The 13,837-nt window shown below is 60.3% G+C and carries 15 protein-coding genes; 8 read left to right on the top strand and 7 right to left on the bottom strand.

Features of this window, described 5'->3' with window-relative positions:
* Positions 1-57: 57 nt before the first annotated feature.
* Complete coding sequence (locus IEV40_RS03815) at positions 58-849, top strand: TerC family protein (RefSeq protein WP_188419613.1); 792 nt, start codon at positions 58-60, stop codon at positions 847-849.
* A 180-nt stretch (positions 850-1,029) separates the two neighbouring features.
* Here IEV40_RS03815 and IEV40_RS03810 read toward each other — a convergent pair whose 3' ends face one another.
* Positions 1,030-1,767, bottom strand: coding sequence for a CerR family C-terminal domain-containing protein (locus IEV40_RS03810; RefSeq protein WP_188419612.1), 738 nt, complete (start codon positions 1,765-1,767; stop codon positions 1,030-1,032).
* A 78-nt stretch (positions 1,768-1,845) separates the two neighbouring features.
* Between IEV40_RS03810 and IEV40_RS03805 the strand changes: the two genes are divergently transcribed.
* The 3 genes from IEV40_RS03805 to IEV40_RS03795 are packed head-to-tail and all read left to right on the top strand — an operon-like array spanning position 1,846 to position 6,080.
* Positions 1,846-3,006 (top strand): HlyD family secretion protein, encoded by a 1,161-nt coding sequence (locus IEV40_RS03805; RefSeq protein WP_188419611.1) that lies wholly within the window; start codon positions 1,846-1,848, stop codon positions 3,004-3,006.
* Entirely contained in the window at positions 2,999-4,603 is a 1,605-nt protein-coding gene (locus IEV40_RS03800) for an MDR family MFS transporter (RefSeq protein WP_371870025.1), read from the top strand. The genes IEV40_RS03805 and IEV40_RS03800 overlap by 8 nt, the downstream gene beginning before the upstream one ends.
* 19 nt (positions 4,604-4,622) lie before the next feature.
* Positions 4,623-6,080 (top strand): efflux transporter outer membrane subunit, encoded by a 1,458-nt coding sequence (locus IEV40_RS03795; protein WP_188419609.1) that lies wholly within the window; start codon positions 4,623-4,625, stop codon positions 6,078-6,080.
* Between the two features lie 28 nt (positions 6,081-6,108).
* On the opposite strand, the gene IEV40_RS03790 is transcribed toward IEV40_RS03795, so the two are convergent.
* The 4 genes from IEV40_RS03790 to IEV40_RS03775 all read right to left on the bottom strand — a co-directional run bounded on the left by IEV40_RS03790 (position 6,109) and on the right by IEV40_RS03775 (position 10,912).
* Positions 6,109-7,332: an MFS transporter gene (locus IEV40_RS03790; protein WP_188419608.1), complete on the bottom strand. Its 1,224-nt coding sequence runs from the start codon at positions 7,330-7,332 to the stop codon at positions 6,109-6,111.
* Positions 7,333-7,654: 322 nt separating this feature from the next.
* Positions 7,655-9,463 carry a type IV pilus assembly ATPase TfpB gene (tfpB, locus tag IEV40_RS03785; protein ID WP_188419607.1) on the bottom strand — a complete coding sequence of 603 codons (1,809 nt, stop codon included), beginning with the start codon at positions 9,461-9,463 and terminating at the stop codon, positions 7,655-7,657.
* An 83-nt stretch (positions 9,464-9,546) separates the two neighbouring features.
* Complete coding sequence (locus tag IEV40_RS03780; protein WP_188419606.1) at positions 9,547-10,368, bottom strand: spermine/spermidine synthase domain-containing protein; 822 nt, start codon at positions 10,366-10,368, stop codon at positions 9,547-9,549.
* Positions 10,369-10,396: 28 nt separating this feature from the next.
* Positions 10,397-10,912, bottom strand: coding sequence for a DNA-deoxyinosine glycosylase (locus IEV40_RS03775; RefSeq protein ID WP_188419605.1), 516 nt, complete (start codon positions 10,910-10,912; stop codon positions 10,397-10,399).
* Positions 10,913-10,988: 76 nt separating this feature from the next.
* On the opposite strand from IEV40_RS03775, the gene IEV40_RS03770 reads away from it, so the two are divergent.
* The 4 genes from IEV40_RS03770 to IEV40_RS03755 are packed head-to-tail and all read left to right on the top strand — an operon-like array spanning position 10,989 to position 12,917.
* Entirely contained in the window at positions 10,989-11,738 is a 750-nt protein-coding gene (locus tag IEV40_RS03770; RefSeq protein ID WP_188419604.1) for an SDR family oxidoreductase, read from the top strand.
* Between the two features lie 32 nt (positions 11,739-11,770).
* Positions 11,771-12,274 carry a hypothetical protein gene (locus tag IEV40_RS03765; RefSeq protein ID WP_188419603.1) on the top strand — a complete coding sequence of 168 codons (504 nt, stop codon included), beginning with the start codon at positions 11,771-11,773 and terminating at the stop codon, positions 12,272-12,274.
* Positions 12,275-12,285: 11 nt separating this feature from the next.
* The gene (locus tag IEV40_RS03760; protein ID WP_188419602.1) at positions 12,286-12,705 is read left to right on the top strand and encodes a nuclear transport factor 2 family protein; all 420 of its coding nucleotides are present in this window, start codon (positions 12,286-12,288) and stop codon (positions 12,703-12,705) included.
* On the top strand, positions 12,702-12,917 hold the full coding sequence (locus IEV40_RS03755) for a hypothetical protein (protein WP_188419601.1): 216 nt from the start codon (positions 12,702-12,704) through the stop codon (positions 12,915-12,917). Before IEV40_RS03760 ends, IEV40_RS03755 begins: the two co-directional genes overlap by 4 nt.
* A gap of 57 nt (positions 12,918-12,974) precedes the next feature.
* On the opposite strand, the gene IEV40_RS03750 is transcribed toward IEV40_RS03755, so the two are convergent.
* Together IEV40_RS03750 and IEV40_RS03745 are read right to left on the bottom strand one after the other, a co-directional pair.
* Positions 12,975-13,247: a hypothetical protein gene (locus IEV40_RS03750; protein WP_188419600.1), complete on the bottom strand. Its 273-nt coding sequence runs from the start codon at positions 13,245-13,247 to the stop codon at positions 12,975-12,977.
* Between the two features lie 43 nt (positions 13,248-13,290).
* A complete protein-coding gene (locus tag IEV40_RS03745) occupies positions 13,291-13,737 on the bottom strand; it encodes an SRPBCC family protein (protein ID WP_188419599.1) in 447 nt (148 codons plus the stop codon).
* Between the last annotated feature and the right edge of the window lie 100 nt (positions 13,738-13,837).

The raw sequence follows: 13,837 nt of genomic DNA, 5'->3' as shown, positions 1-13,837 counted from the left end.
GCGCGCAGTACAGGCAGAAAACAGGCGTCCTTCATCAACCAATTAATAGAGAGCATTATGGAATTTCTACAAGTTTTCACCACGCCGGAAGCATGGATTGCACTGGCGACCCTCGCGATGCTGGAGATCGTGCTGGGTGTCGACAACATCATCTTCATTTCGGTGCTGGTCGATCGCCTGCCGGCGCATCAGCAGCAAAAGGGCCGCATCATCGGCCTGGGCCTGGCGATGGGTACCCGTATCCTGTTGCTGCTGAGCCTGTCGTGGATGATGAGCCTGGTCGAGCCGGTCTTCACAATTGGCACCATGGGCTTCTCCGGACGCGATCTGATCCTGTTCTTTGGTGGTTTGTTCCTGCTGTACAAAGCCATCGTTGAAATCAAGGAACTGATGGCCGGCGGTCATGAAGAAGACGAGAGCAACAAGCCGGTCTCTGTCAAGAAGGCAACCTTTGGCATGGTGCTGATGCAGATTGCGATCATCGATATCGTGTTCTCGCTGGATTCGGTTATTACCGCAGTGGGCATGGTCAAGGAAGTCGAAATCATGATCGTCGCGATCATGATCGCGGTCGGCATCATGATGTTCTCTGCCAAGGCAATTGGCGAGTTCGTCAATAAGTACCCGAGCATCAAGATGCTGGCGTTGTGCTTCCTGGTGATCGTCGGTGCGGTACTGGTGGCCGAAAGCGTCGAGTTCCATATCCCGAAAGGCTACATCTACGGTGCCATGGCCTTCTCACTGGTGGTCGAACTGTTCAACATCCGCATGCGTCGCAACCACAACCTGGCCGTGTGCGATGTGCCGGAACATCAGGTAGGCCATCAACAGCAGAACGTGCCTGCCTGATACTGCTCCCGAGTGACGCGCCGGATTGCGTAGCCGGCTTTCAAAAGCACCTCTTGCGAGGTGCTTTTTTTTCGTCCGTATTCAGGAAATGCAGATATGCGAAGGTGCTGCTGTCACCCAATCGGTCCATACAGTCAATCCGCACAATCAGCCGTGAAGGCGTATCGATGAAGAAGGGGATTATTTTTTGCCGCGCTCTGCCGCCCACGCATCGAGCAGGATGCGGGTTTGTTCCCTCACCGTCTTTTTCAGGAAAGCCAGGCGTTCTTCATTGAGACTATCCCAGCCCAGCGATGACAGGGTGCTCTTGTGCGCCAGGCTGAAAATCGCAGCCTGACCGTGCAGCGTAAGCACGCGCATGACGGTCAGCGGATCGTCTGCCGGTACGCCGCTCAACCGGGAAAGCAGCGCGCAGGTCACTTCGCGCATGCGCGTCTTGACGTTGCGATCCATGATGTCGAACAGCACGCTCGGTCCGTGCCCGGCCTGCTCGTGCGCGATGAAAAGGCGACGATGCTGTGCATCGTAATTCTGCAAAATGTGGTCGGCGATCGCATCCTGGATGGCATGGTAAGCACCGATCAATGCTTCCCGTCCAGCATCTGCATTGTCCAATATGGCTTGCGCGGCTTCCAGTGTCGGGCGGAAATGCTGCCAGGAACTGTCGGCGATATGTTCGGCGCAGGCGCGGTACAGACCTTCCTTGTTGTCGAAATAGTATTGCAGCGCCGGTGCGTTGACGTCGGCTGCCCGTGCGATATCGCGGGTGGACGCGCCTTCATAGCCGCGTTCGCCGAACAGGCGGATTGCCGCATCGATAAGGCGCCGGCGCGTTTCTTCGCCGCGTGCGTAGCCGCCTTCCGGCGAATGCCGCAGGCGTGCGGTCTTGGCTGTCTCTTTTTTGGTCGAATTCTTCATCACGCAAAAATATACCACTTGACACAATTATTCCAAACGATAGAATTTTTCCGATTGGAATAATTTGGAGTATTTGGTATGTCTTCAGGTTCGGAACCGGCGCCGGCCGGCAGCAGCGCGTCACCGGCAAAATCCCCCGTTCCCACGCAAAAGAGCCGGCGCACCGTGGTGCTCGGCATCGGCGGTCTCGTGCTGATCGCCGCGCTGGGTTACGGCATCTACTGGTGGGTGAGCGGTCGCTTCATCGAAAGCACCGACGATGCTTACTTGCAGGCCGATGCCACGGTGGTCGCGCCCAAGGTTGCGGGCTATGTGGCCGAGGTCTATGTGAAGGCCAACCAGTTCGTCAAAAAAGGCGATCCGCTGGTGCGGCTGGACAATCGCCAGTATCAGGCGCTGCGCGACCAGGCGCAGGCGACGATCGACGCGCGCAATGCAGATCTGGAAAAGGCGAAGGCCGATTTGCAGCAGGAGCAGGCGCAGATCGACCAGGCGCAGGCGCAGGCACAGATTGCACGTATCAACTTGAAGCACGCCAGACACGAATACGAACGCTATGTGCCGCTCGACGTCAGCGGTGCCGCCACCTCGGAAAAACTGGCCGAACTGCGCAACGAGAAGGAACAGGCGGAAGCGAATCTCGCCGCTGCACTGGCTGCCGTGAAATCGGCGCAGAGCCATCTCGCCGCCAATTCGGCGCAACTGCTGCAGGCGCAGGCACAGATCAAGGAAGGCGAAGCCAGTCTGCGCCAGAACGAACTGGACCTCGGTGACACCATCATCTACAGCGCGATCGACGGCCGTGTCGGCGACGATACGGTACGTGTCGGCCAGTATGCGCAGCCGGGCACGCGCATGATGAGCATCGTGCCGGTGCAGCAGGTCTATCTGGTTGCCAATTTCAAGGAAACGCAGATCGGCCGCATGCGCGTGGGCCAGCCGGTGGAGGTGCATGTCGATGCGCTGCCGGATCTCGATCTGCACGGCACGGTCGAAAGCTTCTCGCCCGGTACCGGTGCGCAGTTCGCGTTGCTGCCGCCGGAAAATGCCACCGGCAACTTCACGAAGATCGTGCAGCGCGTGCCGGTGCGCGTCCATCTCGACGCTGATGCGAAGACACGCAATCTGTTGCTGCCGGGGCTGTCGGTGACGGCGGACGTCGATACCAAGCATGCGGGAACGCAGGACAAACCGGCGGTCAAGCAATCCGCTGCACAGACGGAGAACCTTCGTGGCTGATTCGGCTGCAAGGGCCGGTTCTGCAGGTTCCACCGATTCCGCGCACGAACCGAACGCCAGCGTCACCGATTGGATCGCCGTCGCCGCCGGCGGACTCGGCGCACTGATGGCGACGCTGGACATCTCGATCACCAATTCCGCGCTGCCGCAAATCCAGGGCTCGGTCGGCGCGACCGGCACCGAAGGCACGTGGATCGCGACTGGTTACCTGATGTCCGAGATCGTGATGATTCCGCTGGCCGCCTGGCTGACGCGCGTGTTCGGCCTGCGCAACTTCCTGCTCGGCGTCGCCGCATTGTTCACTGCGTTCTCGATGCTGTGCGGTCTGTCCGACAGCCTGTTCGTGCTGATCATGGCGCGCATCGGCCAGGGCTTTACCGGCGGCGCGATGATTCCGACCGGGCAGACCATCATCCGCACGCGCTTGCCGCGCCGGCAACTGCCGATCGGCATGACGGTGTTCGGCCTGATCGTGCTGCTGGGGCCGCTGCTGGGACCGGTACTCGGCGGCTGGCTGACCGAGAACGCCAGCTGGCGCTGGTGCTTCTTCATCAACGTGCCGGTTTGCACGGCATTGATTGCGTTGCTGATCTTCGGCCTGCCGAAGGACAGGCCGCGCTACGGCGATTTCTTCGATGCCGACTGGCTCGGCATCATCGGCCTTGCGGTCGGTCTCAGTACGCTGACCGCGGTGCTGGAAGAAGGCCAGCGCGAACGCTGGTTCGAGTCGCAGATGATCGTCACGCTGTCGCTGATGTCGGCGGCCGGCATGGCGATGGTGGCGCTGTCGCAACGGTATGCGAAGCGCCCCATCCTGCGGCTGTCGCTGCTGAAGAACAAAAGCTACGCCAGCGTGATCTTCATCGTCTTCACGGTCGGTGCCGGCCTGTATTGCGTGTCGTACCTGGTGCCGCAGTTCCTCAGCCTGATCGCCGGCTACAACGCCGAACAGGCAGGACAGGTGATGCTGCTGGCGGGCTTGCCGGCCTTCCTGATGATGCCGATCCTGCCGCGCATGCTGGGCAAGCTCGATTTTCGCGTGATGGTGATCGCCGGCTTGTTGTGCTTTGCTGTCAGCTGCCTGCTCGATACGGTGCTGACCGCGCAGAGCGTCGGCCACGATTTCACCTGGTCGCAACTGCTGCGCGGTGTCGGCCAGATGCTGGCGCTGATGCCGCTGAATCAGGCATCGATGGCGGCCGTGTCGCGCGAGGAATCGGGCGATGCCGCCGGCCTGTACAACATGGCGCGCAATCTCGGCGGTTCGGTCGGGCTGGCGATCATCGGTACCTTCATCGATCGTCGCAACGCGCTGCACAACGACATGATCCGCGAGACGGTAACCGGCAATTCGCTGCTCGGTCAGGAACGCATCGCGGCCAGTGCCGTCAGCCATTTCAGCAGCGTGGGCGACATGGCTTACGCAAAATTGCAGGCGCTGGGCCAACTGGCATTGCAGATCCAGCAGCAGGCCGCCGTAATCACCTATACCGAAACTTTTTACGCGCTGGCGATTGCGCTGCTGTTATGTATCCCGCTTGCGCTGTTGTTGAAAACACCCAAGGCTGGCGCACCTGTCGCCGATGCCGGCCACTGATGCAGGACGAGGTAAAGCCATGAACCATTCATCATCGATTCGTATTCCTTCGCTGCTTGCCGTGTTGAGTCTCGCCGGCTGCATAAGCGGCTGTACGACAGTCGGTCCCGATTACGACGGTGTACCCGACGTGGCGCAGGACGCGATGCAATCCGGCAGGTTCGTGCGCGCTTCCGCACATGCCGAAGCGGAAAAACCGGTTGCCGCATGGTGGGGCGCGCTCGGCGATGCGCAATTGAATGCGTTGATCGAACAGGCGCTGCAGCACAGCCCCGATTTGCGCGCAGCAAAGGCAAGATTACGCCAGTCGCGTGCCGGATTCGAACAGCAGCAGGCGCAGAACTTGCCGACGATAGGCGCATCGGGCGCAGCGGCGGTATTGCAGACGGCGCCGGGTACCGACGAATCGCAGACGGCCAAGCTGTACGTTGCCGGCTTCGATGCGACATGGGAAGCCGACTTGTTCGGCGGCACGCGCCGCGCTGTCGAAGCAGCGTCGGCCGAATCGGAAGCGGTGCGGGCAGAGTTGCAGGACGTGCAGGTATCGCTCGAAGCGGAAGTCGCCAATGCCTATGTCGAACTGCGTGCGCAACAGCAGCGCCGTGCACTGATGCAGCAGACAGCCGATGCCGATAAACAGATGCTGATGTTGACGCAGCAGCGCAGCGACCGCGGCGTAGCTTCCGCTGCCGAAGTGGACCAGATGCAATCGCAGGTGGATGGTACGCAGGCTACGCTGAACCAGATCGATGCCGCGATTGCCGCTGCGCTCGATCAGTTGGCGGTGCTGACCGGCCAGAGCCCCGGCGCGCTGGACGGCACGCTGTCGCAGAGCAAGCCGTTGCCGATGTTGCCGCAAAGCGTGGCGGTCGGCGATCCGGCCGCCTTGCTGAAGCGGCGTCCCGACATTCGCGCGGCCGAACGCCGGCTGGCTTCCAGCAATGCGCAGATCGGCGAGAAGAAGGCCGATTACTTTCCGAAGCTGACGCTGCTCGGCAACATCGGCTTCAGTTCGGACAGCGCCTCACATCTGTTCCGCAGCAGCAATTCGATGCTGCTCGGTTTGCCTTACCTGTCGTGGAATTTCCTGGATTTCGGCAAGACTGCAGCCGCAGTGCGCGGCGCCGAAGCCGGGTATGACGAAGCGATCGCACAATACGAAGGCACGGTGCTGAATGCCTTGCGCGATGCGAATACGGCGCTGTCGCGCTACGGCTACCAGCGCAACAGTGTCGTCAAGCTGCTGGCGCAACAGGCATCGGCGCAGCATGAAACCGAACTGATGCAGCAGCGCCGCACGGCCGGCACCGCCAGCCAGATCGATCTGCTGGATGCGCAGCGTGCGCTGTACAACGCGCAGCAGAATGCGGTGCAAGGGCAGGGCGATCTGCTGAAGGATTTCGTCTCGCTGCAGAAAAGCCTGGGCCTGGGGTGGGAAGCGGCATCGGCCGGCAGCAAGCCGGCCGATGCTTCCTGATCACGCCTGATGCATTACGCCTGATGCATCAGGCAACGGTGACGGCCGTGTGCGGCTTCAGGAACGGCGTCGCCGCCAGCATCAGCAATGCCACGCCGACCAGCAAGGCAAAGGGCACGGCGAAATCGCCGGTGATGTCGCGCAGATAGCCGGTCAACAACGGGCCGGTGGCTGCGATCAGGTAGCCGACCGTCAGGTTGAAGGCATTCCAGCGGTTGGCTTCGTCGGCGGTGTGCGTATTGTCCAGCGGCAGCGTCATCGCCAGCGTGAATGCTGCGCCGAGTCCTATCGCACACAACGGCAGCCAGACGAACGGCAGCGCATCGGGCGCGGCGACGAGGCCGATCAGGCCGGTGGCCGTCACCGCTGCCGCGCCGGCCAGCCACAGGCGGCGATCGGTCGATTTGCTGAAGATGCCGACCAGCGGACTGGAGAACATGAAGGCGATCGTGAAGCTCGCCAGCACGAGTCCGGCCGTGGCGGCGCTCAGGCCGATTTCCTGATACATGGGTGCGGTCCATGTCAGCACCGAATAGAACAGGAAGTTGACGCCGGCGAAGTAGAGCGCGATCAGCCACGCCGTCTTGTTGCGGAACGGCAGGCCGGCGAAGATCGATGTTGCAGGCGCGGTACTCACGACTTTCTGTTCGTGCCGTGTCGCAAACCACCAGGCGACCATCGCGACGATGCCGAAGATGCTCCAGATGCCGGTCGACGTCCGCCAGCCGAGTCCCACCGTCTGCGCCAGCCAGCCTGTCGTACCGGCAGACAGGGCGCTGCCGACGGAAATCGCCGTCGTGTAAAGGCCCATGATGAATGCCACCCGTGTGGCGAAGCGTGTCTTGATCAAGCCACCGAACAATGCGCCGGCGATCGCGATGCCGGCGCCGACACCGACGGTGCTGCCGAGCAGCGTGGCGGTATTCGGCGAGAAGGCGCGCGCGATCATCGCGATGCACAGGATGCCAAGCGCGATCTGCAATACCGGGTTGATGCCGAAGCGGCGCACCAGCCACGGTGTAGGCAATGCCAGCGTGCCCATCAGCAGATCGGGGATCGATGTCATCAGCGATGCAACCGTATGCGACAGCCGGAATTCGTCGATGATGGTCGGCAGTACCGGGCCGATTGCAGTGATGCCGGGGCGCAGGTCGATGGCAACCAGAATGATGGCGATGATCAGAAACAGTTGACTGCGTGTGCCGGTTTGATCGGTACTGGCGAGAGGGGTTTGCCGGATAGCGGGCTGCATGTTTTTACTCCCTGTTTGGTCCATGTGGAAAACGGCGTGAAAAGAGCGATGCGAGAGCAATGCGATCTTTCCGTGCCAGTGCCGTTGGCCGATGTAACGGCTTCAACGGCATGGACGTATTTCATCAAGCGTGCGTATCCGGCATATGTCCGGAATGGCGCTGAACGTAAGCGCGTGTATCCAGTGCGTGGATGAATACATTGCGATACAAAGTGCGGTGAAGAACGTAACGGAAGAAGCAAAAAAAGCAGGCCTTTCTGAAGAGCCTGCCTTCTTGCCGGTCCGGCGATGTCTTTGCGGACGGACGCGTGAATATCGGATATCAGCCTTGCGCCGACGTGACCTTCAGCACTTCTTCCACCGTCGTCACGCCTTCGACCACCTTCAGCGCGCCGGCCAGCCGCAGCGGCTTCATGTCGTCGGCAATGCTCTGTTTCTTCAATGCGTGGATATCGGTCTCGGCCTTGATCAGCTTGGAGAACGGCTGCGTGACCGTCAGCAGTTCGTACAGGCCGGTACGGCCGCGATAGCCGGTCTGCCGGCATTCGGGGCAGCCGACCGGGCGATAGACGGCTGCCGGCTTCGGAATGTCCCAGCCGTCGACCAGATTGGTCCAGACGTCGTCGAGAATTTCGCCGTCCGGCGTCTTGCAGTGCACGCACAGTGTGCGCGTCAGCCGCTGCGCCATGATGCCGATCAGTGTCGATTCGAGCAGGTAGTAGGGCACGCCCAGTTCCAGTAGTCGCATCACGGCCGACGGCGCATCGTTGGTATGCAGTGTGGAAAGCACGAGGTGGCCGGTCAGCGCGGCCTGGATCGCCATCTCGGCGGTTTCCAGATCGCGGATCTCGCCGACCATGATGATGTCCGGGTCCTGCCGCATCAGCGCGCGCACGCCGTCGGCGAACGACAGATCGATGCCGTGCTGCACCTGCATCTGGTTGAACGAGCCTTCGACCATCTCGATCGGGTCTTCCACCGTGCAGACGTTGACCTCGCTGGTCGCCAGTGCCTTCAGCGTGGTGTACAGCGTGGTGGTTTTTCCGGAGCCGGTCGGGCCGGTGACGAGGATGATGCCGTGCGGTTGTTTGGTCAAATGATCCCAGCGTGCCGCATCGTCGGGCGGAAAGCCGAGTTCCGGCAGCGATTTGACGACGACGTCCGGATCGAAGATACGCATCACCAGCTTTTCGCCGAACGCGGTCGGCATGGTGGACAGCCGCAGTTCGATTTCCTGGCCGTTGTTGGTGCGCGTCTTGATGCGGCCATCCTGTGGTCGGCGTTTTTCGATCACGTCCATGCGGCCGAGCAGCTTGATGCGCGCCGTCATTGCCAGCATCACCGACGGCGGCACCTGGTAGACCTGATGCAGCACACCGTCGATGCGGAAGCGGACCGCGCAGAATTCGCGTTTCGGTTCGAGGTGAATATCGGAGGCGCGCTGCTCGAACGCGTATTGCCACAGCCAGTCGACGATGTTGATGATGTGCTGGTCGTTCGCATCGACCTGCTTGCTGTTGCCCAGTTCGACCAGCTGCTCGAAATTGTTGCGCAGCGCGACGTCCTGCCCGTTCAGTTTTTTCGCGCCCTTGATCGATTTCGCCAGCGCGAAGAACTGCGTGGTGTACTGCGCGATGTCGAGCGGGTTGGCGATCACGCGGCGCACGGTGCGGCGAGAAATCTTCGCGATCTCCGGCTCCCATTCGTTCATGAACGGTTCGCAGGTGGCGATTACCAGTTCGGTCGGTGTCAGCTCCACCGGCAGGATATGGAAGCGCGTGGCATAGGAAGCGGACATCACGTCGGCGACCTTCGTGAAGTCGATCTTCAGTGGATCGATGCGGAAGAAAGGCAGTTTCACTTTTCCGGCCAGCCATTCGGTCAGCCAGTCCAGAGTCAGCGGGCGCGACGGCGAGCTGATCGAGGTCAGCTTGCACTGCGCGACGGCGACCAGCGGGTGCATGCCGGTCGGCGCATTCTTGTAGATGACCTGCGCCTGCGTGTAGAAGCCCTTGATGTCGTTCTTTGCAAGGATGCCGTCGGCCAGCAGCCAGCTGAAGATCTGCTGCAGATCCAGTTTTTTTGCGACGGGTTTGCCGGCGGACGCCGGTGCGACGGAAGCGGTGGGCATGGCTGACCTGCGGAATGAACGGTTCGGCCGATGCTAGCACATGGCTTGTGCGGCGTGCAGCCTGCCGCAGCGGATGCGGCAGATTACTGTTGCGCCTGCCACGCCTTGATGCCGTTGACCCAGGATTTGGCCGGCAGCTTGGTGGCGGCTGTGATCTGCGCCGCGCGTTCGTACAGCGCCGGAATGTCCAGTACCAACGTCGTGTTGAAGGCGATGGCGATCACATTGCCTTCGTGGACCTCCGGCAGTGTGATGACGGTATCGAACGCGTAATGCATCGCGCTCAGGTTCTTCGCATAGCTCGGATGGTCGCCGAACAGGTTGACCGTCATGATGCCGTCCGGCGTCAGGCAGTTCGCGCAAGCCTGGTAGAACTCCGGCGTATCCAGCACCGGGCCGCGCGCGGTAGCGTCGTACAGGTCAACCTGCAGGGCATCGACGCGGCCGTGGTTGGCGGCATCGTTCACGTATTCCAGCGCATCCATCTCGATCACGTTCAGCCGTTCATCGTTCGGCGGCAGCTTGAACATCGATGCGCAGATCATGAGGACGGCCGGGTTCAGGTCGATCGCGGTGACGCGCGCCTCTGGAAAGCGTCGGTAGGAAAACTTGGTCAGCGCGCCAGTGCCGAGGCCGAGTTGCACGACATGCTGCGGCTTCTCGATGAAGAGCATCCACGCCATCATCTGCTGCGCGTATTCCAGCTCGATCCAGTCCGGCTTCGAGACACGCATTGCGCCCTGCACCCATTCCGTGCCGAAGTGCAGATAGCGCACGCCGAACTGTTCCGATAGCGTGACCGGGGCGAATTTCACGGTGCGCGGCGGTTTCATGGGAACGGGTTTTTTGCCGGGGCCGCTCTTGCGGTTGGCATCTGCTTCGATGGACTTGCGTTTGATCAGCATGGAATCGGTAGGTTTTATAAAACTGCGTTCAAAACTGCGCGATGATACCGCGCCATTGCTCCAGTTTGTTTTGGAAGTTCATCGCCGCATAGGCCGGCGACGAGGATGGCAGGACCAGCGTGTCGAATCCTGCCGCTGCGAACAGCGGCGCCTGTTTGCCGGATGTCTTGCCGTTGAAGCAGACGCGGCGCAGCGCCGGACACAGATGCCTCAGTTGCGCGAAATCGTTGTGCTGCGCCTCGCGGATCGCACTGTCGAGGCTGCCTTCGCGTGTGCAGGCGGCAATGACGTCCCACAGGCCGATGCGGTGAGCGCGCAATCGTGTCAGCCTTGCTTCGTAGGAAAGGGAGGTCAGGTCTTCATTCAGCACAGATGACAATAGCGGCCAGAACTGATTGCGCGGATGCGCATAGTATTGCTGTACAGCCAGTGAGGCTTCGCCAGGAAAACTGCCGAGAATCAGGATGGCCGTCTGTTTGTCGATGACGGGAGGAAAGCAGGCCAGCGGGGAGGTGGGCGGCAACGGTTGGCGGGCAGCAGGCATACTGGTATTTTAATGCAGGCACTACCGTGCCAGACCGCCCATGCGGACAGCGGCGAATACCATTCTCGGAGACGACATGGACAGGAAAATCATCATCATCACCGGCGGCAGCCGCGGCATCGGCGCGGAAACTGCTGCTTTGGCGGCCAGCGAAGGCTATGCCGTCTGCATCAGCTATCTGCACAACCGCGATGCCGCGGAAGCAGTCGTCGAAAGCATCACGCGCGACGGCGGCGACGCGATGGCAGTGCGCGCCGATGTCGCCATCGAAGCGGACATCCTGAACATGTTCGACAAGGTCGATCGCCAGTTCGGCCCGCTGACGGCGTTGGTCAACAATGCCGGCATCCTGGAAAAGCAGATGCGCGTCGATCAGATGGACGTAGCACGTCTGCAGCGCATCTTCACTACCAATATCGTCGGCAGCTTCGTCTGCGCGCGCGAGGCGGTCAAGCGCATGTCCACCCGCCACGGCGGCAAGGGCGGCGCCATCGTCAACATTTCCTCCATTGCGGCGCGTGCCGGCGGTCCCGGCGAATACGTGGACTACGCCGCATCCAAAGGCGCGATCGATACGCTGACGATCGGCCTGGCGAAAGAGGTCGCCACCGAAGGCATACGCGTCAACGGCGTGCGTCCGGGGGTGATTTATACGGAAATTCATGCCAGCGGCGGCGAACCGGATCGCGTGGAACGCGTCAAAGCAGCAGTACCGATGCAGCGCGGCGGCCAGCCGGTGGAAATTGCCGAAGCTGTCATGTGGCTGCTGTCGGACAAGGCATCCTATACGACCGGCGCACTTCTGGATGTGACGGGCGGAAGATAGCAAAGCAGGAATCGCGATCAGGAGGAAAGAACATGAAGCAGATTACTTATGTATTCCGCCTGATCCACGGCCTGATGGCGTTGTTTTTCGCCGGTGCGGCGCTGATGCTGATCGCCATTTCCGGTCGTCTCGGCTGGATCGCGTTTGCCGGCAGCCGTGATGCCGCCGCCGCCCAAGCCATCATCGAAGCGGTCGGCTGGCTGGCCGCTGCCGTGGTCGCGCTGCAGATTGCCGAAACCATCATCGAAGAAGAAGTCATCCGCAATGCGGACATCAGCGCACCAACGCGGGTGCGCCGCTTCCTGTCGCGATTCTTCGTCGTTGTCATCGTCGCGCTGGCCATCGAGGGATTGGTCGCCACGTTCAAGGCGCTGCACGACGATCCGACGTATCTGCCTTACGCGGCCAGCCTTATCGTCGCAACCGGCGTACTGCTGGCGGCATGGGGATGGTTCGTCTATCTGAATCGTGCAGTGGAAAAATTGGAACCGGAAGCGATGGAAGAAGCGAAAAGAGAAGACAGGAAACTCAAATAAGCGAGGGCACCATGGAAGACGAAGCATTCAAACCGGTCACGCCTGCTGCTTGCCGGGCAGTGATGGACGAGCTGTCCAGGCACGAACCCGTTTTCCATCGACCGGAATTCGGCACGTCGCGCAGTGATTTCGAAGCGATCATCACCGACGATTTCTGGGAGATAGGCGCATCGGGGAATATCTACAGCCGCGACTATATTCTGGACGTGCTGGAAAAGCGGCATGGCGATACGGCATACAAGGAGGATTGGGAAACGAACGATTTTCACTGCAGCCAGATCGCGGAAAACCTCTATCTGGTGAGCTATACGCTGAGGCTGCACGGGCGCTTCAGCAGAAGAACGACGCTATGGCATCGCACGCAAGACGGCTGGAAAGCCGGTTTTCATCAGGGAACGCCTGTTAAACAAGAACAAGGAGAAACACAATGATCAGGCTGATCGGCATTGCACTCATCGTCGCCGGCACGCTGGGACTGGTGTACGGCAGCTTCAGCTATACGAAGGAAACGCATCAGACCAAGGTCGGGCCGCTTGAGTTTTCGCTGAAGGAAAAGGAAACGGTCAATGTACCGGTGTGGGCGGGAGCAGGGGGAATTGCCGTGGGTGTATTGCTGTTGCTGGTCGGCGGCAGAAAGAGATAATACTGCGGCGAGAAGAGGGGGTGTTATTGCGGCACCCCTTTACATTGGAATGAACTGTCAAGATGTATTCGCCTGCGAATAAAGATAGGCGGTACAGCCGCCCTGCACAATAAGCCATATCCATGCTGCTGCATTGAGCTGGATGCGCGCGTTCAGCGACCGATATGGTTGCGCCGCCGCCCAGATGCCGAGATTGGCAATGGCCAGCGAAATGCCCAGCATGACCATTCCGCCACGTGGATGAAGCAGACCAAAAGTCGGATCGACATGCATCAAAGCCCAATATCCCAGCAAATTGGCTATGGAAACGATGATGGCCAAGGTTTGCATCGGATTTCGGTTTGTAAACAGCCTTGTTTATTAGTTTTTCTGATCAGGCCTGAATATCCGGTTCGACGAGTTGGGCCAGCTGCATCAGCGATTCCTGCCAGCCCAGATAGCACATCTCGACCGGGATGACTTCGGGAATGCCGGCCTGCACGATATGCAGTTCCGTTCCGCACGATACAGGCTTCAATTTCACGGTCACCTGTATTTCTCCCGGCAGATTCGGATCGTCGAACTTGTCGGTGTAGCGCAGCAGTTCGTTCGGCACCAGTTCCAGATATTCGCCTCCGAACGCATGTTCCTGTCCGTTTGAGAAATTCCGGAACGACATGCGGAATGTGCCGCCTACCTTTGTATCCATCTGATGCACCGTGCAGGTGAAGCCATAGGGCGGTAGCCATTTCGCTACGGCTGCTGCATCGAGGAATGCACGATAGAGTTTCTCGGGTGTCGTTTTGAGGACGCGATGCAGTTCGACTGTTCCTGTTGCCATGGAGTATCTCCTGTGAAGGGCGGCGAGAGTCTGCATGATGCAGGGTTGGTGCGGGTTTCACAAGGCTTTTGGGGGGCTGAAATATCAGTCAATTGAAGCC

The sequence above is a fragment of the Oxalicibacterium solurbis genome, assembly GCF_014635845.1.
In the GTDB taxonomy this organism is placed as follows: Bacteria; Pseudomonadota; Gammaproteobacteria; order Burkholderiales; family Burkholderiaceae_D; genus Oxalicibacterium; species Oxalicibacterium solurbis.
Note: the sequence above shows the minus strand (reverse complement) of the source record. Positions and strands in the feature narration are given on the sequence as shown.

Excerpts from the sequence above, each read along its gene's own strand:
- IEV40_RS03755 (WP_188419601.1), top strand. The coding sequence starts at position 12,702 with ATGATCAGGCTGATCGGCATTGCACTCATCGTCGCCGGCACGCTGGGA.
- tfpB (WP_188419607.1), bottom strand. The coding sequence starts at position 9,463 with ATGCCCACCGCTTCCGTCGCACCGGCGTCCGCCGGCAAACCCGTCGCA.
- IEV40_RS03775 (WP_188419605.1), bottom strand. The coding sequence starts at position 10,912 with ATGCCTGCTGCCCGCCAACCGTTGCCGCCCACCTCCCCGCTGGCCTGC.
- IEV40_RS03795 (WP_188419609.1), top strand. The coding sequence starts at position 4,623 with ATGAACCATTCATCATCGATTCGTATTCCTTCGCTGCTTGCCGTGTTG.
- IEV40_RS03750 (WP_188419600.1), bottom strand. The coding sequence starts at position 13,247 with ATGCAAACCTTGGCCATCATCGTTTCCATAGCCAATTTGCTGGGATAT.
- IEV40_RS03770 (WP_188419604.1), top strand. The coding sequence starts at position 10,989 with ATGGACAGGAAAATCATCATCATCACCGGCGGCAGCCGCGGCATCGGC.
- IEV40_RS03780 (WP_188419606.1), bottom strand. The coding sequence starts at position 10,368 with ATGCTGATCAAACGCAAGTCCATCGAAGCAGATGCCAACCGCAAGAGC.
- IEV40_RS03790 (WP_188419608.1), bottom strand. The coding sequence starts at position 7,332 with ATGCAGCCCGCTATCCGGCAAACCCCTCTCGCCAGTACCGATCAAACC.
- IEV40_RS03765 (WP_188419603.1), top strand. The coding sequence starts at position 11,771 with ATGAAGCAGATTACTTATGTATTCCGCCTGATCCACGGCCTGATGGCG.
- IEV40_RS03745 (WP_188419599.1), bottom strand. The coding sequence starts at position 13,737 with ATGGCAACAGGAACAGTCGAACTGCATCGCGTCCTCAAAACGACACCC.
- IEV40_RS03815 (WP_188419613.1), top strand. The coding sequence starts at position 58 with ATGGAATTTCTACAAGTTTTCACCACGCCGGAAGCATGGATTGCACTG.
- IEV40_RS03810 (WP_188419612.1), bottom strand. The coding sequence starts at position 1,767 with ATGAAGAATTCGACCAAAAAAGAGACAGCCAAGACCGCACGCCTGCGG.
- IEV40_RS03760 (WP_188419602.1), top strand. The coding sequence starts at position 12,286 with ATGGAAGACGAAGCATTCAAACCGGTCACGCCTGCTGCTTGCCGGGCA.
- IEV40_RS03805 (WP_188419611.1), top strand. The coding sequence starts at position 1,846 with ATGTCTTCAGGTTCGGAACCGGCGCCGGCCGGCAGCAGCGCGTCACCG.